We start from the raw sequence: 22,592 nt of genomic DNA on the forward strand, positions 1-22,592 counted from the left end.
CGCCGGCCCCTGGGCCTGCTGCGGCTGCTGCCCCAGCTCGCCCAGCTCTCCCAGCGCCGCCGCGCACCCCGCCAGCGTCGGGTGATTGAACACACTGGCCAGCGTCAGCTCTATCCCCAGCGCCGCTCTCAGCCGGCTGATCAGCCGCACCGCCAGCAGCGAGTGCCCGCCCAGCTCGAAGAAGCTGTCGTGCCGACCCACCTGCTCCAGCCCCAGCAGCTCGCCCCAGTGCTGCGCCAGGATCTCCTCCAGCTCCCCCTGGGGCGCCTCGTAGCGCTGGCGCTTGTACGCCTCCCCTTGCGGCACGGGCAGTGCCTTGCGGTCCAGCTTGCCGTTGGCGTTCAGCGGCATCGCCTCCAGGCTCACATACGCCGCCGGCACCATGTACTCCGGCAGCTGGCGCGCCAGGTACGTGCGCAGCTGCGCCGCCAGCTCCCCGGGCTCCTGGGCTGCCCCCTGCCCCGGCTGCATCACCACATAGGCCACCAGGCGCTTGTCCCCGGGCTTGTCCTCGCGAACGATCACCGCCGCCTCGCGCACCTCGGGGTGCTCGGCCAGGCGGCTCTGGATCTCTCCGGGCTCGATGCGGAAGCCTCGGATCTTGACCTGATGGTCATTGCGCCCCAGGAACTCCAGGTTCCCGTCGGGCAGGTAGCGCACCAGATCCCCGGTGCGGTACATCCGGCCTCCGGCCGCCGGGCTGAACGGGTCGGCCAGGAAGCGCTCTGCCGTCAGCTCGGGTCGGTTCAGGTAGCCACGCGCCACGCCGGGCCCCCCCACGCACAACTCGCCCACCGCGCCGCGAGGCAGCAAGCACATGCGGCCGTCCACCACATAGGCCGTCGAGTTCGCGATCGGCTGGCCGATCGGAATCGGCGCATCCGGAGCGATGTCGCGCGGGATCACATAGCAGGTGGAGGCGATGCTGTTCTCGGTCGGACCGTAGCCGTTGACCACGGTCAGGCCGGGATGACGCTCGTACAGCGCCAGCACATCGCGCGCTGAGAAGGCCTCGCCCCCCACACACAGGCACTCCAGCGGCAGATCCCTGTGCGCCGCTTCCTGCACGAAAGCCGGCAGAAAGCCTGCCGACAGGCACATCATGTTCACCTGATGGCGCTCGACGTGATCGAGCAGTTGCGCAACATCCCGGCTCTCGCCCTCGTGCAGTACCAACCGCCCGCCGTTGAGCAGTGGTCCAAGCACCTCCTGGGAGCCCACGTCGAAGGAGATCGACGAATGCTGCAACATGACAGTGTGTGGGCCAGAGGGGCAGTAGTCGGGGTTGCGCACCAGCCTCACCACGCCGCGCTGCTCCACCATCACGCCCTTGGGGCGCCCGGTAGAGCCGGAGGTGTAGATCACGTAGGCCAAGTGGTGCGGCTGCAGCCCCACACGATCCCGTGGTAGCTCGTATCCGGGCTGGTTCGCCAGCACCTTGGCGCCGTCGCTGGCGCGCACGCCAGCGTCAAGGAGGATCACCTCGCCCTCGAAGTCCGGCAGGTTCAGCGCCACGCGCGACTGGCTCAGCAGCAGCGAAATGCCGGAGTCCTGCAGCATCTGGGAAATGCGTTCCCGCGGGTAGGCCGGGTCGATTGGCAGGTAGGCGCCGCCAGCTTTCAGGATGCCGAGCAAGCCGGCCACCATCTCTACCGAGCGCTCCATGAACAGGCCCACCACGGCGTCTGGGCGTACGCCGGTTTCGTGCAGGAAATGCGCGATTTGGTTGGCCCGCGCATTCAGCTGCGCGTAGCTAAGCTGCTGCGAGCCAAAGACGAGCGCCACGCTGTCTGGCGAGCGCGCCACCTGTTCCTCGAACAGGGCTGGCAGGACCTGATCGGCAGGATACGGCATGTCGGTCCTGTTCCAGTCGATGAGCTGGCATCGACGCTCGGCCTCGCCCAGCAGCGCGACCTGCGCAACAGCCTGTCCCTCATCGGCCACCAGGCCGCGCAGCGCCGCCACCAGGTACTCCCGATAGCGCTCTGCCGTCTCTGCATCGAACAGCGTGGAAGCGAAGGTCAATGCGCCTGCCATAGACCCGTCGCCCGTATCAAACAGGTTCAGCCCAAGCACGGGGCTGGCCGGGACACCCGGCATGCCGTCGCCATGGTCCTCCCGCAAAAGCGGCAACTCTGTGCCTTCGCCATGCCACGCCAGCATCACCTGACACAGGGGCGCATGGTCCAGCCGGAGCGGCGGCTTGATGATCTCCAGAACCCGACCGAAGGGCAATTGCCGGTGTGCCCGCGCTGCAAGAACCGTCTCACGCACCTGGCGCAGCAGCTGTGCCACGCTAAGTTCACCTGCCAGTCGAACGCGCAGCGCCAGTGTGTTGGGGGCACCATCATCCAACGGCGCCCCGTCTTGAGCCCCCATGCTCCGGCTAGGCACACCGACGAGCAGATCATCCTGGCCACTCAAACGCCACAGCACCAGCGCCCAAGCCGCCAGCACTGTCATGAAGGGCGTCGCGTCATGCCGCTGGCTTAGTGTCCGGACCTCATCCGCCAGTGCAGCATCAATCCGCACCGGAACCAGTTCACGCGTACAGACATGACCTACTGGGCGCCCCTGATCCGTCGGCAGATTCAGGCGCGGCGGCGCGTCCGCCAGTTGCGCGCGCCAGTATGCTTCCTCACGGCTCAACGCCAGCTCAGAGGCAAACGCCTGGGCCTCTTCTGGAGCAGCGAGCCCAGCGCCCGCATGCGCACAGTCAGAGACCCCAGCAATCAGCGCCAGGCACTTCAAGGACTCCCTCGGGCGGCTCAGTAGCTCGCCCAGTAGCGCTTCAAGCTTGCCAGACAACGCGACGATGACCCGGTGATCCCAGAGGTCAGAAGCGAACTCCCACCGGAGGTCCATGCCGGAGCCCGTCTCAAGTGCCGCGAGTCCGAGTTCTTGCATGCACTCGAGAGGCATCCAATGAAGGGGCTCATCGACGCTCTCTTCAATCGACATGAAGCCAAACATGAACGGCAGCGCCGCTGCAACGGCGGTGCCGGCAGCGGCGCCGTGAGGAGTCTCCCCTTCAAGCACGGAAGACGGCTCACGCAGCCAGTCAAGGAAGGGCAGATTCACAAGCTCCGGCAAGCGGATCACGCTGGAACACACACGCCTCCCCTGCCCTTCGCCATCAAGCTCCAGAGCCCCCAGCATGGCCCCACTGCGCTGCCACTGTGCAGACAACAACAGGCCCAACGCGCCTCGAAGCAACACCGCACGAGAGCAGCCATGCTCCTGCTCAAAGGCCTGCATCCGGGTGCAAATCGACGCAGGCAAGCGACTGATATGCACCGCGGCACGCCGGACTCGAATCGAGCCCTGAGGATGGAGGCCAGGAAGAAAAAGTCCTTCTTCAACGAGCGCAAACTTTCCATCCAAGTCCACCCCTGACTTTTGAGCAGGAGCTGCGTCGCCGAGGAAAAGGCCGTTCAGTCGACCAACAAGCGAGCGCAGCTCTTGAAAGTCAGCTGAACTGCTTCGCTGGATCAGCAGAAGCCATTTTCGATTGGATGACGCGCAGGCGTAGACAGCTGCCACACGATCACCACCTTCACCTTCTGCAGAGGCCCTGCATCGCTGCCGCGCCTGCTCAAGTGCCTGGGCTTCATCTCCACAGCCATTGACCTCAATCAACTCCCACGCGGTAACTTCGGAGCCCCCCACGTCCTCGCGTCGAGGAATCGCACAATCCCTCACCCCGTCAAGCACGTGCCGGATTTCATTGAGCTCCATGCGCCGATCGAGGCGAATGAGCTGATACAGCACACCCTGCGCGCTCGCCTGCGTCTGAGCGCTCCCCCCCTGAAGCATCCGATGCCACCCTTGCAGCAGCTCGCGCTCTTGACCCAATTGCACCCATGTGGACTTCTGAACTGCTACGGATGGAGAATTCATATTCACAAAATAATGATGCAGCTCCAGGCCTAGCATGTCGGCGGAGTTTCTTTAACCAGACAGGGAGACGTGCGCGATCACAAGGCCCAAGGGGCCCAGAGGTATCGGCACAGGTAAATAACATCCACGCGAAGTGGACGATCAAGCCACAGCAGCTTCGATGAGTGGCAGCACAGGGCGTAATCGGCGGAAAGTTCCGAGAGCAGAACACGCCGAAGTACGCCGATGTCGATCAGTCAAGAACCATGACAATCCAGCCCCACGAAAGGACTGGCACAAGGTCGACCTTATTGATTTTTGAAGCAAGCATCCCCTCCAAGAAATAGCTTGACTACCAATCTAACCCGTTAACTGATTGACTAATGCTTTTATGTCAATCAGTTCAGCGCCTTTTTACTTGTCGTGAAGTTCCGCTTCACTTGTGCGCGCGATCGTCATCAGCTCAGACAGGCCTGAGTTCGAGTGCCGAAGATTATTGTTGGCCACCCCCTCACTTCTGACATCGGTGCTAACCCTTTCGTGCATTCGCCAATATGACTGTTTCGCTTCACATATGCCTCGTAAAACCTTGCCTTCAGCACTCATAGCCATGGGCAGAAATTCATCCACACCCCTCCCGTCCTTCAATGCCACTGCCTGAGGATCCCCCTCGAGACATAGACCTGGAAGCGCCTCGCCCACCCAGACGTCTTGCACATGAAAGTTTGCCCAGCAGCTGACTCAAGCCTATTGCTGCACTTGCGAATGGATTTAATAAGGTAGGCACGCACATTGGTGTGCAGCACGCCAACGCCGAGTCAGGATGAGACACCCCGGCCTTCGAGAAGACTCCAGCCCAGACGACTGGAGTCATGTAAAAGCCGCCGCAGTCTCCCCAGAAGTCCAAGAGCGTGTGGCGGGCCTGGTGCTGAAGCTCCATGGCGCGCCTCTCTCGCAGCGGGCGGCCATCGACGCCATCGCCAGCGAGGCTGGAACAAGGAGGCATGCCGTACGCCAACTCAGCCCCACCCTGTGCTCGCTGCCAGCCCCGCGCGGCTAGGCCTGCTGTCGCAGCCAGCACGCGCCTGGCAGGCCAATGCGCAGACCTGCCAAGCCGGAAAGGTCTGACATCAATCCCCCCGAGAAGGCTTTGCAGTAGTGCGCCGCACCGTCGAGCGACCCATGTGCCCACCAGGGATGCAGCAAGTGCCCCGTTTCAAGACGCCGCACATCATCGTGGCCCACCCCAAGGCACCCGATCCGCTTGACCGAGTCAATCGACCGCTCTGCGCGGAGCGACCGCCCTCATGGCGGACCACGGACTGCACCTCAATCTCGACCTGGCAGGACGGAGCCAACGTCGCCTTCATCATCGACGTCCTCGGCCATATGCATCGCAGGCAGGCGCCAGAGCGATCCAATGCACACCGAGCTCGCGCTCGACGCACCAGAGCATGCGCCGGATGAGCGCAGAGCGCCCGAAGACGATGATGACCTGGCGCACCACGCCGGCAGAGGCGCTCCGTGCGCTTTGGCAATCCGCAACGCAAGGATGCGGCGTGCGAAGTCACTGGCATTGAAGACCTGCACATCCACGGCAAGCGGGGCCGCGTCAACGTTGAACCCCTGCGAAGAGCCGACAACAGCATTCGCCAAGCCCAAAAGCGGTCAGACCACAAGAGCAAGGTCCCGCGCCACACCCAGGGAAAGGACCATCAGCGTGTCAAGCTGGCGCGCCAAGACTTAGACAAAACGCTCATACTTAGACGGAGCCTGTCGCGAGGCATCGCTAAGTTGCTGATTTTGGCCTGCCCGGAGGGACTCGAACCCCCGACCTGCTGCTTAGAAGGCAGCTGCTCTATCCAGTTGAGCTACGGGCAGAAGCGTGAACGCCGAGTCTCCCGACTCGGCGTGCATCAGCAAGCTGGAATTGTGCCATGCGTGGCCGGCCTGTGCGCCGACCACGCGTGCTCAGATCAGCACATTGAGCAGGGCATTGCCGATGCCCATCAACGCGGCGCCGGAAATGAGACCGGCACAGATGGGCTCGGCGCCCTCGATCCAGCGGCGATAACCTGCGCTCTTGGGATCGGCTTCGTTGCGCTTGTGCATGATCCAGAACAGCAGCGCGCCCATGAACATGCAGATCACGGCATCCGGCGGCAGCACCACGCCCAGACCGATGGAGACCGAGGACAGCGGGAAGCGACCCCGCGTGCGGATGCGCAGCACCTCGATGACCACAGCCATCACCGCCGCCACGGCCATCGAGATCAGCGCCGACACCGGCAACTGGCTGATGCCCTTGGCGATCAGCTCGGCCACGCCCTTCCACTGCAGGGCCGCGGGGAAGGCGAACTGGTCACTGACGATAGTGGCCGTGCTGCGCACGCCATTGGCATCAGGCGGCAGGAAGAGCAGGAAGAACAGCGGCACGGCAGACAAGGTGCCCGCCAGGATGCCGATGATGTGGCCCACGGCCTGGTGCCGCGGCTTGCCGCCCAGCATGTAGCCGGGCTTGATGTCCGACAGCAGGTTGGAGGCATTGGACGCGATGTCCGAGGTCATGGTGGCAGGCAGCAGGTTGGAGGCCGGATTGCTGCGATCCAAGGCCCCCACGGTGAACTGCGTGATCTTGGACAGCGCTCCGGTCGGCGTCCATGAGGTCAGTGCCATGGCATTGGCGCAGATGACAGTCAGCACCAGGATCAAGGGCAGCGAGATCAGGCCCAGAAGCCACGGCACGCCAAAGAAGCTGTGCGTCAGCCACACACTGAGAGCGCCCAGCACGGGCACACCCACGTAGGAAAGCCACAGCGGCATCTCGATGTCACGCAGCAGGTCGGGCCCCTGTTCGGCCGCATCGACCTTTGACTTGCGCTTGAAGAGGCTGGTGATGAGCTCAGGCTTGGCCAGCAGCCCCACCAGGGCGCCCACCACCATCATGGTCACGGCCCACCACAGCGACCACTGATTGACGATCTCCGTCCGCCCCAGCGGCACGACGCTACCATCCAGCCTCACGCGTGGGGCGATGTCGCCCATCTGGATCATCAGCGGCGCCAACACGCCAAAGTTCAGCAGCGCACCGATCAGGCAACTGCTCGCCACCGCCATGCCCATGAGCCCCCCAACGCCCAGCATGGCCATGTCCACCGTCAGGCGCAGACCCAGCACGCGAAGGTCCGTGCCCAGGATCTTGGGGATGTAGGCCTCGGCCTTGGTGGCCCAGACGTAGTAGTAGTGGTCCAGCTTCTCATGCAGATACCAGGGCTCCTTCATGCCAGCCCACTGGTCCATACGCAGGATCTTGAACTGGATCAACTTCATCCAGCCATCGCTGACCAGCGCCTGGTAGACGGCCGCAAGCCCGGCCACCTTGCCCAGCAGGCGGGCCTTGTACAGGCCTTCGTCGCCATTGCCTGTGTACAGCGAATCCAGCACCACGCCGCAGGCGCGGCCTTCGGGGAAAGGCAGTTGGTCTTCGTTGATGAAGCGGCGCTTCATCGGGAAGGCCACCAGCACGCCCAGTACTGAAACGACGATCAGCCAGACCATCAGCTGCCACCAAGGAATGATGTGGCCCGTCATCATCATGTAGGCCGGCAGGCCTGCGATCAGCGGCATCACCGTGTAGCCAGCCGCCGTGGCGATGGACTGCGTGCAGTTGTTCTCCAGCACGCTGAAATCGCGGGCCAGGCCTGCATTGGACAGGGACTTGAACAGGGCGAAGGCCAGAATCACAGAGGTCAGGCCCACGCCTATGCCCACGCCAGTCTTGGCGCCGATGTACAGCGCCGTGGCCGTTAGCACCAGGCCCAGAAGAAAGCCCGTCAGCGCGGAGCGCGCCGTCAGCTGCGGCATGTCCTTCTGGTAGACGTTGTTGAACCACCAGGCGTCTTTCTCTGCCCGGCTCCAGCTGCGAATCTGCTCGTCGCTGAGATGTTGAATGGCCATGCTGTTCTTGATGATGGACGTCGGCAAGCCGACAGAGCGGCTGCGGGCGCTCGTGGAACCCTGCCGCAAAGGTGCGCGGATTGTGTCAGCCACCTTCAGGCCGCTGTCAGGGGGTTGTCCTGTAGGGGACGGCCCTGGAGACGGCAGGCAGGCTCGAGGAACGCAGGATCCTTGGCCAAAGCCAAAGCCAAAGCCTCAATGCCCACCCGTTAGAAGAAGGTAAATCCGTTAGAAAAACAGCCCGCGAGTTGCCAGGCGGGCTGTTCAGGATTCTTCAACAGAATCAATCACATTGGATGGTCGGGGCGGCGGGATTCGAACTCGCGACCCTCTGCTCCCAAAGCAGATGCGCTACCAGGCTGCGCTACGCCCCGACGAAGCTTTGCATTCTAACCCGGGATTTCTGCCTTTGCGGACAAACCCGAGCAATCATCCTTCACGAGCCCCCTTCACTGCACTTCCACCAAGCGCCCCTGCCCCGTGATGAAGGCCGTGCGCACAGGTTCGCCGGGCTGCAGGGCCTGCACGGCTGCGCGGTACTGCTGCAGCTGCTGCACATACTCGGGCTGGCGCTGCGGCGCCTCGTGCAGCTTGTAATCCAGTACCCACCACTGGGCTTCGACGCCCGGCTGCGGGCAACGAAGCACCAGGCGGTCCAGACGCAAGTCCTGACCCTCATGGCTCACCGGAACCTCGTTGCCCGCCCATTGGAGCTGGGCTGCGTCAAAGAAGGGCGCGCATTCAGGGCTGCCCAGTATGGCGCGCACACAGCGCGCCAGACGCTCACTGCGCCTGGCATCCAGGCCGTACATCTGGGCCGCGGCGCCCAGCAGGGGCTCCAGCACCCCGCCCTGCCCTTGCGGGCCGCTGGCCCACTCCAGCACGCGGTGCATGGCTTCACCCAAGGCAGCCATCTCGTCCAGCTCAGCCGTTCTCACCACCAACTCCGAAGGCTCCACGCGCGCCGGCTCCGTCGACAGCGTCAATGTGGACGGCAAGACCGGCAGCTCCAGCAGGCTGAACTCATGACTAACACCTGCGACTGCAGCCCCGGCAGCGGGCCACCAGGGCTCGGCCAGCTCCTGCAGACGCTGCCACCAACTGCCGGCTCCCCCCCCTCGGGCAGAGAGACTTCGGCTGATGACGAGCCGTGACTTGGCACGCGTCATGGCCACGTAGAGCGCATTGAGCTCCTCGCGCTGGCGTTCCCCCTGCTCGAAGCGCATGAGCGACTCAAGCGCGGGCGGCGGACTCCCCTCCGAGGCAATGAAGGCGACGCGGCGAGGCCCTGGCTGGTCCACCGGCCAGTCGACCAGCAGGGTGGCGTGGTCGGCACGAGCGGGCGCCGCATCACAGTCCATGAGGACCACGACCCGCGCCTCCAGTCCCTTGGCGCCATGCACGGTGAGCAGTTGCACCGCGTCAGACTCACCATGCGCAGGCAGGCTCAGCGCCCGCTGCCGCAGCGCACGCACAAAGCCATAGACGGTGGCATAGCGTCCGCCGTCCAGATCCAGGGCCAGCTTCAGCAGGGACTGCAGCGCATGCAAGCGGCTGCGGCGCTCGCTGGGCGGCACGCAGGTGGCCACGCGCGCAAGCAGGTCTCCCTCCGCGAAGATGCGGTCCAGCAACTCCTGTGGCGTGCTTTGCTGCAGGCGCTTGGCCCAGCCCGCCAGCAGGCTGCGGGCGCGCAGCAGCGCCGGCTCCAGCCCTGAAGGCTCCGACTGCATCAGTGCCTGCCAGAAGCTGAGGCGAACCTTGCCGGCCTCCTCGGCCGCCTCGCCTGCCGCCTCCGCAGTGACGAGCCGCCTCACCGTGCCGGCAGCCAGGGCGAGCTGAAGCAAGGCCGAGTCGCTGACGCCAAACAAGGGACTGCGCAGCGCATGGGCCAGGGAGAGGTCATGCGCAGGCGAGGCCAGCGCGTCCAGCAAGGCCAGCACGTCTCGGACATCGGGCGAATCCAGCAGGGCAAGCTCTTCGGGCGCCACATGGGGAATGCCCTGCGCCTTCAGGGCCTCGGCCAGCACACGCAACGCCTCGCGCCTGCGGGCGAGCACGAAGACGTCGCCGGGCTGCAGCCGGCCTTGGTTCAGCAAGTCAGCCAGGGCTCGGGCAATGCGCTGCGCCTCTGCGCCACGTCGCTGCAGTTCCGGCTCATGGCGGGCCTCGCTGAGACTAGGGCGCCAAGCGAGATCCGCGCCTGCAGCCGCAGAGCCTCCACTTTCATCAGCAGCTTGCGCCTGGGCATCTGCATCAGGTTCGGCATCAAGACGCCACACGCCGGCCAGCTCGTCGTCAGCAGCCGATTCGGTGGTATGCGCACGGAAGCCCTGATACTCGCCCTGCTCCTGAGCCTGCAACAGGGCCGCGTTGACGGCCGCCAGGACCTGCGGCGCATTGCGCCGAGTGTGGTCACAAGCCAGCACGGCGGCGCCGAGGCCACGCTGGAGAAAATCTCGCGCAGCAGCGAATACTCGCGGCTCGGCCCGCCGGAAGCGGTAGATGCTCTGCTTGGGATCCCCCACGATGAAGACGGACAGCGGGCGCTGCCCGCTGCCTCCCCCCCCGGCACCGCCGTAGGATGAAAGCCAGGCATAGAGCGCCTGCCACTGCAGCGGACTGGTGTCCTGAAATTCATCGATGAGCAGATGCCGCAGCTGCGTGTCCAGGCGTTCCTGCACCCAGCCAGCCAGGGCGGCATCCCCCAGAACGGCCAGCGCGCCACGCTCGAGGTCGTTCATGTCGACCAAGCCGCGGCGCTTCTTGAGCTGATCGAAGCTGTCGATCAACTCCAGGCTCAGCCGCGCCAGCCGCTGATGCAGTTGCTGCGCAAGCGCCTGGTCCAAACCCCGCTGGATGAGGATGATCTCGTCGGCCAGCGCCACAGCCAGCGCACTGGTAGACAGGGCCTTCACCGGGGTGCCGGCCTTGGTCAGCAGCCTGCCTCGAAGCACCTCAAACAGCACCGCCGCGGGAACCTGCTCGCTGAGGGCCTGTTCGATGGCCGTCGCAGCCTTTCGCATGGTCTCGTTGCGCCCCTGGCCCAGTTCAAGGGCCAGGTCTTGCCACTGCGAACGCATGGCCTGCACCAGCCCCAGTGGGCTTGTGCAGGCAAAGCGCGGCGACACCGATTCAGCCCCCTCCACGCTGGCCATCAAGACGCCCTGCGCCTGGGCCAGGCGAAGCTCCACCCGTTTGCCGAATCCCGCCTCCAGCCAGCGCAGCACCTTGCTGCGGCCGCATTCGTCGATCAGGGCCTGGTAGTCAGACAAGAGTTCAGGAGCGGCCAGCAGACGAGCGTGGAAGCCGCGCCAGACCTCCGGCATCAGCTCGCTTTCGTCTTCCAGCAGCTGCAGTTCCGGCGCGATGCCCAGCGTCTGCAGCAGGGTCATGGGCGCTGCACGCAGCAGTTGCGAGAACCAGGCATGGAAGGTGCGGATCTCCACAGGACGTCCGCCTTCCAGCAGCCGCTGCTGCAGCCCGCCGAGCAGCGGCGCCGCGCGCTGAGCCACCTCCTCGCTCATGCCACGCTGGACCAGGGCCTGGCAGCGGCCGGCATGGTCAGTTCGGGCGAATTCGGCCAGCCACTGCGCCAGACGCTGGCGCATTTCGCCGGCAGCCTTGCGGGTGAAGGTAATGGCCACGATCTGCTGTGGCTCGGCACCGTCAAGCAAGGCCCTCAGAATGCGCGACACCAGCATCCAGGTCTTGCCTGCTCCGGCGCAGGCCTCCACCACCACGCTGCGGCGCGGATCGCAGGCGACCTGGTAGAACAGCTCTCGCGGAACGACCCGCGCATCGACCGTGTAGGCCGCACTCGCCTGGGGCGACGCCATCAGAGACTCCCCTCCCACCAATCATCCTTGCGACACAGACCACGCACCGGGCACAGCGCGCAGGCGCGCCCCTCGCCCAGCGCAGGCAAGGCGGCGCCGGCCTGGACAGCGGCCAGGTCCTGCTCCATGCCCTGGCGCAGTTGCTCTGCGCTGCGCTGCACGTCCGGGTGCAAGAGCAGTTGCAGGCCCTTGCTGTCGTCCAGCGTCAGGTAGGCGGCTTCCAGTGCGATGCCCGTCTGCGCTGGCTCCTCGCCGCACAGGAGAGCGTAAACGGCCAGTTGGGTGTCCTCGAGCGGACGCTTGAGCTTGTCCTTGAGTGCGTCCGTGGAACCTGTCTTGTAGTCCAGCAGCAGGCGGCGCGGGTCTGGCCCGGTTGATCCATCGAAGCGGTCCAGGCGCCCCTGCAGACGAAGCTCGCGCAAGGCTGGATGCGTCCAGGGCTGGCAATGCCGTGGCACCTCGCCGCCTTCGTACTGCCAGCCTGCTGCCTCGTGCTGGGCCAGCCAGGCCAGGTAACGAGGCAGCAGGCGGCGAAAGCTGGCGAGGTAGGGCAGGAACTCGGCCTCGGACAAGCCCATGCGCTGCCGTTCCCGCTCCGCCACCTCGGACAGGGCCTGCACATCGTCAGCGGCCGGCTGCGCCTTGCGCTGTTCATGGAAACGGTGCAGCACGGCATGCAACCAGTTGCCGTAGTCGCGCTTGTCCAGCTCTTCGCTGAGCTCCTCGTCCTCACGCAAGCCCAGCAACTGCAGACCGAAGAACTGGTAGGGGCAGTTGCGCAGGGCTTCCAGCGCGCTGGCACTGAGCGCCCGGGGCAGCTGGCCTGCCGCGCTGGCCTGCGCCATGTGTGTGGGCAGGGCGCCCAAGGTCCGGCGCGGCCGAGGGTCCTGCCAAGGCGGGATAGGCCCGGCGCCTGCCTGCTCCCGGGCGGCTTCCAGACGTTCCAGCAGGGGACTGCGGGCCAGCGGCTCGCTGCCTGCCCGGTCACAGCGCAACAGAGTCAGGTGCGGTGCCCGCAGAAGCTGCACGAAGCTCGCCGCGAGCTGGGCTCTGCGGCTGGCCTGATCGGGCATGCCCAACTGCCGCAGCAGAGCCTCGGGCAGCAGCACCGGGCCTGAAGCAACTTGGCCCAGCGTCTGCGCGTCAGCTCCAGGCAGCACGACAGCGGCAAAGGGGCGCAGCATGGCTCGCGCCATGGGCGTGACCAGCACCTGCAGATCCACTGGCAACTCCGGCACGAACTGCTGGGCTTCCAGGGTCTCGTTGACCCACTGGACAAAGTCCGCACTGCCCAGCTGCGTACTCTGCAAGGCAAGCTGATGGGCCGAATCAGGCCAGGGCTCCCGCTGCAGCCACAGGGCCAGCAGGAGCTGACGTCCCGCCGCCTGCTCACCCAACCAGCTCAAGGCGCCCAGGCGCTCAAGAAGGCGGCGCAATTGGCCCAGCCACTGCTCCAGGCTTCGCTGGGCCTGCCCTGCGCGCAGGATGGCGATCAGTTCCTGGGCATCCTGCCACAGGCCTATTGCCGGCCCCTTCAGATGCACAAGCTGAACCGCGCCGGCCTGTACCCAGCCCAGTCGGCGGCATTGCGCCTCCAACTGGTCCAACGCGTCGGCAGCACCTCGTTCGCGCAGGCCGCGTGCCAGCTCGCTTTTGAGCCATTGCAAGACTTCGTCGACACTCGCCCTGGGCTGGGCGGCGCGCAGCAATGCCATCAGCTGGGCAGCCTCCGGCGTTGTGGCCAGGGTCCAACCGGTCTCGTCGCCAAGGCGCACGCACTGGCGCTCCAGCAGGGCCCGGACTCGCCGCACCAGCACACGGTCCTGCGCGATCAGGGCCACGGGCACCTCCTGCCGGCGGATGTGCTCCAGCACTGTCGCCGCCGTGCATTGGGCAAGCGACTCGCTGTCCTCGCAACTGGCCTCCCGCAGACGCGCCGGAGGCAGGTCCGTGGCCAGTTGCTCCAGCGTGCTGTCGGCGTCCAGCAGCAGACAGGGGATGCCCTGGGCAGCGGCCTGCTCCAGCAAGGCATCGCACAGGGGGTCGACACCGCCAGCACGCATCAGCACCCAGGCGCTGGGGCTCAGGCTGAAAAGGGCATCGGTCGCAGGCACCCGGGTGTCACTGGCGGCCCATTCAAGCGCCACGAGGGACAAGGCCTGCTCAAGGTCCGCCGGCCCCCCCTGCTGCAGCGCGAGTCGGGCGCGGGGCCAGAAGGCCTGGCGGCCCTGCGGCCCGAGGGCGTGCGCGTGCCGAGCCAGGGCCTGAGCCGCCTCCACCAGTTGTTGCAAAGCCAGTTGCCAGGCGCGCGGATCCTGCTGGCGCAGCGCCTCGGCCCAGCTCTGACCGGCCAGCAGCTGCCGGGCATTGAGCACGTCGATGGCCGCGTCGAAGCTGATCTGAAGCCCCTGGGACAGCGGGCTGGGGCCCAGGGCGGAAGCCAGGCTGTGAGTGGTCTCCATCCGGGGCTGCCAGAGCCCGGTGCTGCGCCAGGCCCGGCGCGCCGAGGCGAGGTGCTGCGCGAAAGGCAACAGCACGACAGCATCCCGGCTCTGCACACCACGCGCCTGCATCCAGGCCGCCATGCGCTGGACGGCGGCGTCCCAGAAGGGTCTAGCCCCGTCGCCAAGGCCTAAGGCCAGGTATTGCGTCTCGATCTGTTGTTCTGCAGTCACGCCGTGCAAGGCTCCATCCGTGGTCCTCAGCCCCCGGCAAGGGCCGGTTCGCCAGCCATGAACCCCAATCGCTTCGGGCTCTTGGCTCTTGTGTCAGAATCATTGTGCCCTGAGTGCTGCCCCCTGGCGGGCTGACAAGAAAGCGACTCGGGCCCCGGCTGCGTGCAGCCTGTCCAAGGACTCATCCATGAGCAGCGAACTGATCAAACACATCTCCGACGCGTCCTTTGACGCCGATGTCCTCCAATCCGCCACGCCCGTGCTGGTGGACTACTGGGCCGAATGGTGCGGCCCCTGCAAGATGATTGCCCCCATCCTGGACGAAGTGGCCAGGGATTACGGCAGCCGCCTGCAGGTCACCAAGATGAACGTCGACGAGAACCGCGAAGTGCCCGCCAAGTTCGGCATCCGCGGCATCCCGACCCTCATGCTCTTCAAGGACGGCCAGTTGGCCGCCACCAAGGTTGGCGCCCTCTCCAAGGCCCAGTTGACGTCCTTCCTCGACGCCAACCTATAATCCCCCCACATGCCCGGCCCCACTCGGCCGGGCTTGAATGGCCAACATGCCCCAGCCAGACCGGCTTCGGGGCATGGACTCGGCGCCCAAGCTCCCGCCCCTTCCTTGTTTGTATTGTCTGCCCTCCTGCGCTGCGCGTGGGCGGCCATGGCGGTGGCGATGGCGACCGAAGATCCTGTCCCGGGTTCCTGGCAGACCCTGGATGACCCAACCGGGTTTCCCCATGCATCTTTCTGAACTGAAAGCGCTTCACGTTTCTGCCCTCATCAAGATGGGCGAGGAGCTGGAGATCGACAACGTCGCCCGCATGCGCAAGCAGGAGCTGATGTTCGCGATCATGAAGAAGCGCGCCAAAGCCGGTGAGCAAGTCTTCGGCGACGGCGTCCTCGAAGTCCTGCCTGACGGCTTCGGCTTCCTGCGTTCGCCGGACACCAGCTACATGGCGTCCACCGACGACATCTACCTCTCCCCGAGCCAGATCCGCCGCTTCAATCTCCACACCGGCGACATGATCGAAGGTGAAGTGCGCGTGCCCAAGGACGGTGAACGTTACTTTGCCCTGGTCAAGGTCGACCGGGTGAACGAGCTCACGCCCGAGGAGAGCAAGCACAAGATCATGTTCGAGAACCTGACGCCCTTGTTCCCCAAGGAGCAGTTCAAGCTCGAGCGCGACATCAAGAGCGACGAAAACATCACCGGCCGCATCATCGACCTCATCGCGCCCATAGGCAAAGGCCAGCGCGCTCTGCTGGTGGCCCAGCCCAAGACCGGCAAGACGATGATGATGCAGCAGCTGGCGCACGCCATCACGGCCAACCACCCGGAAGCACACCTGATCGTGCTGCTGGTGGATGAGCGCCCAGAGGAAGTGACCGAGATGCTGCGCACCGTGCGCGGCGAGGTGATCTCCTCCACCTTCGACGAGCCCGCCGCCCGCCACGTGCAGGTGGCCGAGATGGTGATCGAGCGCGCCAAGCGCCTGGTCGAGCTCAAGAAGGACGTGGTGATCCTGCTGGACTCCATCACCCGCCTGGCCCGCGCCTACAACAACGTCCTACCCTCCTCCGGCAAAGTGCTGACCGGCGGCGTGGACGCCAATGCCCTGCAGCGCCCCAAGCGTTTCTTTGGCGCGGCCCGCAATGTCGAAGAAGGCGGCTCGCTGACCATCATCGGCACCGCGCTGATCGACACTGGCTCGCGCATGGACGAAGTGATCTACGAAGAGTTCAAGGGCACCGGCAACTGCGAAATCCACCTGGATCGCCGTATGGCCGAGAAGCGCGTGTACCCCTCGATCCTGATCAACAAGTCCGGCACCCGCCGAGAGGAGCTGCTGCTCAAGCCTGAAATCCTCCAGAAGAGCTGGATCTTGCGCAAGCTGCTCTACAACATGGACGAGATCGAGGCGATGGAGTTCATCCTCGACAAGATGAAGGCCAGCAAGAACAACCACGACTTCTTCGACATGATGCGAAGAGGCGGGTAACTCAGGCCTTCCAACGCCGCCGCCCGCCCGGGTAGGCGGCGTTTTCATTTGTGGCTATAATCCCAGTTTTTCCGCCGCCAGAAAGTGCGTCACATGGTGTGACGTGGCTCCCGGCACTGAAACAGCTACGGCGAGAGGTTTCCCATGAAAGAAGGCATTCACCCCAACTACCGCGACGTGGTGTTCGTGGACCAGTCCAACGGCTTCCAGTTCGTGACGCGTTCGACCGTCCAGACCAAGGAAACCATCACCGTTGACGGCAAGGAATTCCCGCTGGTCAAGCTGGAAACCACCAGCGAGTCGCACCCCTTCTACACCGGCACTCAAAAGAGCGTCGACAACCTGGGTGGCCGCGTCGAGAAGTTCCGCAACAAGTTCGCTCGCGTCGGCATCAAGAAGTAAGCCCGCGGTCGCGCTTCGAGCGTCGAGCCCCACAAGAAAGGCAGCCCTGGCTGCCTTTTTTCATGTCCATGTCCGGTCTCTGCATACGGCCTGCGCCGCGCGCCGCATGCCGCCGGCTCAGCGTCTGCCCGTAATTGGGGCATGATGCGGCCAACACAGCCCCTGCTGCCTGCGTGAACCAAGCCACCCCTGCCATCGTTGCCGAACGCGGTGCCCAGCGTCTTCCCCGACTGGCCCTGCTGCTCTTCTGTGCTGCCTATGTGATCCCGGGCGTCTTTGGACGCGACCCCTGGCGCAATGCCGACCTCGCGGCCTATGGCTTCATGGCCAAGATCGCCGCCGGCCTGAGCCCCTGGCATCATCCGGAGCTGGGCGGCATCACGACGGACGGCGGCCTGCTGCCTTACTGGGTGGGCGCCCTCTTCATCAAGCTGCTGCCCTTGCTGGATCCAGCCCTTGCGGCGCGCATTCCCTTTGCGCTGATCTTGGTCGCCGTGATTGCCCTGGTCTGGTACAGCAGCTTCCATTTCGCTCGCACCGAGGCTGCACAGCCCGTGGCCTTTGCCTTTGGCGGCGAGGCGCAGGCGGTGGACTATGCACGCGCCCTGGCCGACGGTGCCCTGCTGGCGCTGGTGGCTTCGCTGGGATTGCTGCTGCTGGGCCATGAGACCACGCCCGAGCTGCTGCAGTTGCTGGGCATGGCCTTGTTCGTCTATGGCATGGCGGCGGCCCCCTTTCGTGCAATGAAGGCACGCCTGGCCCTGCTCCTGTCCTTGCCCATCCTGGCGGCATCGGCTGCGCCGGCCGTGGCCCTGATGCTAGGGGCAGGCGGTGCACTGATCTGCTGGCGCTCAGCCTATGAGCCGGTACGTGCCAGCATGCTGTGGGTGCTGGCGGCCACGGCCTTGTCCGCACTGCTGGCCTGGGCCCTGGGCAGTTGGGCCTGGCGCCTACAAGCCGTCGCCAGTGCCGATCTACCCCTGCGCATCAGCACCCTGCTACTGTGGTTTGCTTGGCCGGTCTGGCCGCTGGCGCTGTGGACCCTCTGGCGCTGGCGCGCCTATCTGCAGCGTCGCCACGTCAGCGTACCGCTGCTGGCTGTGCTGGTCTCCCTGCTCAGTTGCCTGAGCATGGGAGGCTCCGACCGTGCACTGATGCTGGGGCTGCCGGCGCTGGCCGTGCTGGCGAGCTTTGCCCTGCCCACGTTCAGCCGCAGCATGAGCGCAATGCTGGATTGGTTCTCCATGTTCTTCTTCAGCGCCATCGCGCTGTTCATCTGGCTCTACTACCTCTCCATGCAGACGGGCTGGCCAGCCCAACCTCTGGCCAATGTGCGCAATCTGGCCAAGGGCTTCGAGCCCAGCTTCCAGCCGCTGGCACTTCTGTTCGCGCTGCTGGGGACGGCCGCCTGGGTATGCCTGCTGCGTTGGCGTACCGCGCGCCATCGGCACGCGCTGTGGAAAAGCATGGTCCTGCCTTCAGGCGGTGTGGCCCTGGCTTGGCTACTGGCCATGACCCTGTGGCTGCCTGTGCTTGACTATGCACGCAGCCACCGGCCCTTGATCGAACGGCTGGCGCGTGTCATGCCCGCCGAGGTAGCTTGCCTGGCAACCCCTGGCCAGGCGCTGTCCCTGGTTGCAGCACTGGAGGTGCAGGGGCATTGGCGGGTGGATGCGCTGCATGCCGCTACAGACACGCAATGCCCCCTGCTACTGGTCCAGTCGGACGACGCCGTCACGACAGCGCCGGCAGCAGGCTGGCAACTGCTCGCGACCGTCAAGAGGCCGACGGACCGCAACCTTTCCTATCGGCTCTACCAGCGCGCCTCGCACTGATGCCGCGGCGCCGACGCCGCGCGCACCCTCCGCCACCGCACCCCTCGGCTTGCCATGGCTTGAGGCCCTGCCTGAGTCTTGCTGCCCGTTCAAGCAACTTCCCTGCAGCCGCTAGGCGGTAGAGAGCCAATCCTGAGTCCGATCAGAGGCTGCCCTCGGGCACGCGTGCCGCCTCGACGCCCAGGGCCTCCACCGAGCGCACACGAGCTGCAGGCAAGGCCACGCGGAAGCGCGACCCCTTGCCCAGCTCGCTGTCGATCTTGAGCTCACCGCCGTGACGCTGGGCCACATGCTTGACGATGGAGAGCCCCAGCCCCGTGCCGCCGGTATCGCGGCTCCGGCTGCCATCGACACGGTAGAACCGTTCAGTCAGCCGCGGCACGTGCTCGCGGGCAATGCCCGGGCCACTATCGCTGACACTGATCTCGCACGAGCCATCTGCCAGCAGACCGAAACTCAACTCGATACGCCCGCCGTCCGGCGTGTAGCGCACGGCATTGTTGGCGAGGTTGGCAACGGCGCTGAGCAGCTCCGCCTCCACCCCTGCGAGCTCGGCTGACGGCCCACTGTCCAGCACCAGCTCGTGCCGGCCGTGGGACAGCGCAGACGCGTCGCTGAGCACACGCTGCAGCAGGGCCTGGGCGCCGACCCAGCGGTCGGCATCCGGCCGCGGGCTGCCTTCCAGCTGCGCCAGCGTCAGCAAATCACTCACCAGGGACTGCATGCGCTGGGTCTGCTGATTCATGAGGCTCAGCACGCGTCTGCGCTCCGGCTCGGTCAAAGGCAGGGAGGCCATGGTCTCGATGAAGCCGGCCAGCACCGTCAGGGGAGTACGGATCTCATGCGAAACATTGGCCACGAAGTCCCGCCGCATGGCCTCGGCGCGTTCGCGCTCGGTGATGTCCTGGGTCAGCACGAGACGCATGCCATCGCCATAGGCACGCACGACCACGGCCAGCGTGAGACGGCCGCGCACATGGGACAACACCAGGGGCTGGCTGTAGTCGCCAGACTGCAGCAGGGCCACAAAGGCCGGAAAGCGCACGAGGTTGGTCACACGCTGATCACGGTCCCGTTGAGGATCCAGCGAGAAATGGTCCGCAGCCACGCGGTTGCACCAACGGATGTGATCCTCGGCATCCAGCATCAACACGCCATTGGGCGAAGCCTCGATGGCAGAGAGGAACTGCAGCAGCTCCTGGCGCTCGCGCTCGATGGCGCGGTCGCGGTCCCGCACGGCACGCTCCATGCGGTAGGCCAGCTCACCCCACAGGCCACGGTCCCGTGGCGCCGCGCCAGCCTGAGCGCCGCGCAACCATTGCATCAGCCGGTGCGCGCGCAGCGAGTCCACCGTGAACAGCGCCGCGACACCGATCAGCGCACCCGTCAGCGGTGGCAGCCAGGGCAACTCCGGCCACCAGCGGCCCAGCAGCCAGGCAAGACCTGCCCCCAGCAGCACAGCCAGCGCCGCCAGCACCACGCGAGGCAACATCCAAGTCATTTCAGATATCCATTCCGCATTCGCTACATCCGCCAAGCGCCGCGCCCGGGCTGTCCGAGCGCAGCGCCGGCTCGCCCCACCGGACACCGGCTGTGGCTTGATGCCATAGGCAGTGCCGTCCCATCGGTGGACTGCGCAGGCTCACTCGTCCGGCAACACGACCTGACAAAGCGCACCCTCCCTATGCCGAAATGGCCGCCACCTGCTGCGTCAACCGGTAGCCCGCGCCCCGCACTGTCTCGATCATGCGCTGGCACTGCACCTTCTCCAGGGCCTCGCGCAGGCGCTTGACATGCACGTCCACCGTGCGTTCCTCGATGAAGACATGGTCGCCCCAGACACGATCCAGCAGCTGCGAACGGCTGTGCACGCGCTCCGGATGGGTCATGAAGAAATGCAGCAGGCGGAACTCGGTCGGACCCAACTTCACCTCCACCCCTTCGCGGCTCACGCGGCGGGTGCCGGGGTCCAGGCTCAGTTGGCCGACCTCCACCACCGAATCCAGGGCTTCGGGCGCCTTGCGGCGCAGCACCGCGCGGATGCGGGCCAGCAGCTCATTGGTAGAGAAGGGTTTGGTGAGGTAGTCGTCAGCGCCAGCATCCAGCCCGGACACCTTGTCGCTCTCTTCGGCACGTGCCGTGAGCATGATGATGGGCAGCTCCTTGGTCCGTGCGGCCGATCGCCACTGGCGCGCCAGGCCGATGCCGGACTGGCCCGGCAGCATCCAGTCCAGCACCACCAGATCGGGCAGGACACGGTCCACTTCCAGCTGGGCCTGGTCGGCGCTGCCAGCCAGGGTCACCTCGAAGCCCGCGTGGCGCAGGTTGATGGAGATCAGTTCGGCGATCGCGGATTCGTCCTCGACGACGAGAATGCGGCTCATGGTTCGTACTCCTTGTCGGTGAGGCTCAGGGCTTGACCATGGTGGCCACGGCATCCGGCGTGTTGTGGCGCACGTCCGTGCCCTTCACCACATAGATGATCACTTCAGCAAGATTCTTTGCGTGGTCACCGACGCGCTCAATGGCCTTGGCCACGAAGATCAGGTCGATGCAAGCGGAGATGGTGCGCGGGTCTTCCATCATGTAGGTGATCAGCTTGCGCATCAGACCGTCGAACTCCTTGTCGATGGCGTCATCTTGCTTCAACACTTCCAAGGCACGATCCACGTCCAGGCGAGCAAAGGCATCCAGCGCCTTGCGCAGTTGGGCGGTGGCAAGCTCGGCCTCGAAGCTCAGGTCGGACATGGGCAGGCGCAGGCGGCCGGACACACCCTCGTTCATCAGGCGTTGAACAGTGCGGGCCACCCGGGCCGCCTCGTCACCCACGCGCTCCAGATTGGCAATGGTCTTGGAGACCGCGATCAGCAAGCGCAGGTCACGGGCCGTGGGCTGGCGGCGGGCGATGATGCTGGAGAGATCACGATCGATCTCGACTTCCATGGCATTCACGCGCTCCTCCGTCTTGAGCACGGCAGCGGCGAGGTCGGCGCTGAAGTTGATCAGGGCCTCGACCGACTGCGCCACCTGGGCCTCGACCAGCCCCCCCATCTCCAGCACACGGGTGGAGATACCACTCAGCTCGGCATCGAACTGCGTGGACAGATGCTTGTCACTCATTCTCTTGCTCCTTGTGATGGCCGGCTCGCAGGGCCTGCCATCCTTTCATTCCTCGGCGCAAACATGGCCTGCGCCCCGACATCCACAGGGCCGCGGCCTCAGCCGAAGCGCCCGGTGATGTAGTCCTCCGTGTCTTTGCGCTTGGGCTTCATGAAGAGCTCGGCCGTGGGCCCGAACTCGATCAGGTCGCCCAGATACATATAGGCCGTGTAGTCCGAGCAGCGGGCCGCCTGCTGCATGTTGTGGGTGACGATGGCCACGGTGTAGTCAGCCTTCAGTTCGTGGATCAGCTCCTCGATCTTGCCCGTGGAAATGGGGTCCAGGGCTGAGCAGGGTTCATCCAGCAGCAGCACCTCAGGCTTGATGGCGATGCCGCGGGCGATGCAAAGGCGCTGTTGCTGGCCGCCCGAGAGGCCGGAACCGCTCTGATTGAGCTTGTCCTTGACCTCGTTCCAGAGCGCAGCTTTCTTCAGCGCCCACTCCACACGCTCGTCCATCTCCACGCGCGGCAGTGTCTCGAAGAGACGAACGCCGAAGGCGATGTTGTCGTAGATGGACATGGGGAACGGTGTGGGCTTCTGGAAGACCATGCCCACCTTGGCGCGGATCAGGGAGACGTCATCGCCGCTGGAAAGAATGTCACTGCCATCCAGCAGGATCTGGCCTTCGGCCCGCTGCTCAGGATAGAGCTCGAACATGCGGTTCAGGGTGCGCAGCAGCGTGGACTTGCCGCAGCCGGACGGCCCGATGAAGGCGGTGACCTTCTTCTCCGGGATGTCCAGGTTGATGTTCTTGAGGGCGTGGAAGTTGCCGTAATAGAAATTCAGGTTGCGCACCGACAGCTTGGCACGCTCCGTAACGGGCATTTCGACCTTGGTATCCATG

Annotated in this window: 12 protein-coding genes and 2 tRNA genes; 4 read left to right on the forward strand and 10 right to left on the reverse strand. The window is 65.3% G+C overall.

The features are described 5' to 3' along the window. From ACS5PK_RS15335 to ACS5PK_RS15360, 6 genes are all read right to left on the reverse strand, one after another. Nucleotides 1-3,936, reverse strand: a 3,936-nt coding sequence (locus ACS5PK_RS15335) for a non-ribosomal peptide synthetase (protein ID WP_439441131.1), incomplete at its 3' end; no start/stop codon positions are given. 1,747 nt (nt 3,937-5,683) lie between these two features. Next, nucleotides 5,684-5,760, reverse strand: a tRNA-Arg gene (locus ACS5PK_RS15340). Nucleotides 5,761-5,850: 90 nt separating this feature from the next. Continuing rightward, a complete protein-coding gene (locus tag ACS5PK_RS15345) occupies nt 5,851-7,836 on the reverse strand; it encodes an OPT family oligopeptide transporter (protein WP_439441132.1) in 1,986 nt (661 codons plus the stop codon). Nucleotides 7,837-8,133: 297 nt separating this feature from the next. After that, nucleotides 8,134-8,210: transfer RNA gene (locus tag ACS5PK_RS15350), tRNA-Pro, on the reverse strand. Between the two features lie 75 nt (nt 8,211-8,285). After that, a complete protein-coding gene (locus ACS5PK_RS15355) occupies nt 8,286-11,672 on the reverse strand; it encodes a UvrD-helicase domain-containing protein (protein WP_439441133.1) in 3,387 nt (1,128 codons plus the stop codon). After that, nucleotides 11,672-14,347, reverse strand: a complete 2,676-nt coding sequence (locus ACS5PK_RS15360) for a PD-(D/E)XK nuclease family protein (protein WP_439441134.1) — start codon at nt 14,345-14,347, stop codon at nt 11,672-11,674. The genes ACS5PK_RS15355 and ACS5PK_RS15360 overlap by 1 nt, the downstream gene beginning before the upstream one ends. 187 nt (nt 14,348-14,534) lie before the next feature. Here ACS5PK_RS15360 and trxA point away from each other — a divergent pair, with 187 nt between their 5' ends. From trxA to ACS5PK_RS15380, 4 genes are all read left to right on the forward strand, one after another. Continuing rightward, a complete protein-coding gene (trxA, locus tag ACS5PK_RS15365; RefSeq protein ID WP_439441135.1) occupies nt 14,535-14,864 on the forward strand; it encodes a thioredoxin TrxA in 330 nt (109 codons plus the stop codon). A gap of 223 nt (nt 14,865-15,087) precedes the next feature. Further along, a complete protein-coding gene (gene rho / locus ACS5PK_RS15370; RefSeq protein ID WP_439441136.1) occupies nt 15,088-16,350 on the forward strand; it encodes a transcription termination factor Rho in 1,263 nt (420 codons plus the stop codon). Between the two features lie 144 nt (nt 16,351-16,494). Beyond that, on the forward strand, nt 16,495-16,752 hold the full coding sequence (locus ACS5PK_RS15375) for a type B 50S ribosomal protein L31 (RefSeq protein ID WP_183104304.1): 258 nt from the start codon (nt 16,495-16,497) through the stop codon (nt 16,750-16,752). Between the two features lie 173 nt (nt 16,753-16,925). Beyond that, complete coding sequence (locus ACS5PK_RS15380) at nt 16,926-18,587, forward strand: hypothetical protein (RefSeq protein WP_439441137.1); 1,662 nt, start codon at nt 16,926-16,928, stop codon at nt 18,585-18,587. A gap of 142 nt (nt 18,588-18,729) precedes the next feature. Here the strand turns inward: ACS5PK_RS15380 and phoR are convergent, their stop codons facing one another. The 4 genes from phoR to pstB all read right to left on the reverse strand — a co-directional run bounded on the left by phoR (nt 18,730) and on the right by pstB (nt 22,591). After that, nucleotides 18,730-20,088 carry a phosphate regulon sensor histidine kinase PhoR gene (phoR, locus tag ACS5PK_RS15385; protein WP_439441138.1) on the reverse strand — a complete coding sequence of 453 codons (1,359 nt, stop codon included), beginning with the start codon at nt 20,086-20,088 and terminating at the stop codon, nt 18,730-18,732. Between the two features lie 181 nt (nt 20,089-20,269). After that, nucleotides 20,270-20,971 carry a phosphate regulon transcriptional regulator PhoB gene (gene phoB / locus ACS5PK_RS15390; protein ID WP_439441139.1) on the reverse strand — a complete coding sequence of 234 codons (702 nt, stop codon included), beginning with the start codon at nt 20,969-20,971 and terminating at the stop codon, nt 20,270-20,272. 25 nt (nt 20,972-20,996) lie between these two features. Then, entirely contained in the window at nt 20,997-21,707 is a 711-nt protein-coding gene (phoU, locus tag ACS5PK_RS15395; protein ID WP_439441140.1) for a phosphate signaling complex protein PhoU, read from the reverse strand. 98 nt (nt 21,708-21,805) lie between these two features. Beyond that, nucleotides 21,806-22,591, reverse strand: coding sequence for a phosphate ABC transporter ATP-binding protein PstB (pstB, locus tag ACS5PK_RS15400; protein WP_439441141.1), 786 nt, complete (start codon nt 22,589-22,591; stop codon nt 21,806-21,808). Between the last annotated feature and the right edge of the window lies 1 nt (nt 22,592).

Origin of the sequence: Roseateles sp. DB2 (genome assembly GCF_051857535.1) — a bacterium.
Lineage (GTDB): Bacteria > Pseudomonadota > Gammaproteobacteria > Burkholderiales > Burkholderiaceae_C > Roseateles_B.

What these genes read in the sequence shown, in the direction of transcription:
- ACS5PK_RS15345 (WP_439441132.1), bottom strand. Translation starts at nt 7,836, where the DNA reads ATGGCCATTCAACATCTCAGCGACGAGCAGATTCGCAGCTGGAGCCGG.
- ACS5PK_RS15355 (WP_439441133.1), bottom strand. Translation starts at nt 11,672, where the DNA reads ATGGCGTCGCCCCAGGCGAGTGCGGCCTACACGGTCGATGCGCGGGTC.
- trxA (WP_439441135.1), top strand. Translation starts at nt 14,535, where the DNA reads ATGAGCAGCGAACTGATCAAACACATCTCCGACGCGTCCTTTGACGCC.
- rho (WP_439441136.1), top strand. Translation starts at nt 15,088, where the DNA reads ATGCATCTTTCTGAACTGAAAGCGCTTCACGTTTCTGCCCTCATCAAG.
- ACS5PK_RS15375 (WP_183104304.1), top strand. Translation starts at nt 16,495, where the DNA reads ATGAAAGAAGGCATTCACCCCAACTACCGCGACGTGGTGTTCGTGGAC.
- phoR (WP_439441138.1), bottom strand. Translation starts at nt 20,088, where the DNA reads ATGACTTGGATGTTGCCTCGCGTGGTGCTGGCGGCGCTGGCTGTGCTG.
- phoB (WP_439441139.1), bottom strand. Translation starts at nt 20,971, where the DNA reads ATGAGCCGCATTCTCGTCGTCGAGGACGAATCCGCGATCGCCGAACTG.
- phoU (WP_439441140.1), bottom strand. Translation starts at nt 21,707, where the DNA reads ATGAGTGACAAGCATCTGTCCACGCAGTTCGATGCCGAGCTGAGTGGT.
- pstB (WP_439441141.1), bottom strand. Translation starts at nt 22,591, where the DNA reads ATGGATACCAAGGTCGAAATGCCCGTTACGGAGCGTGCCAAGCTGTCG.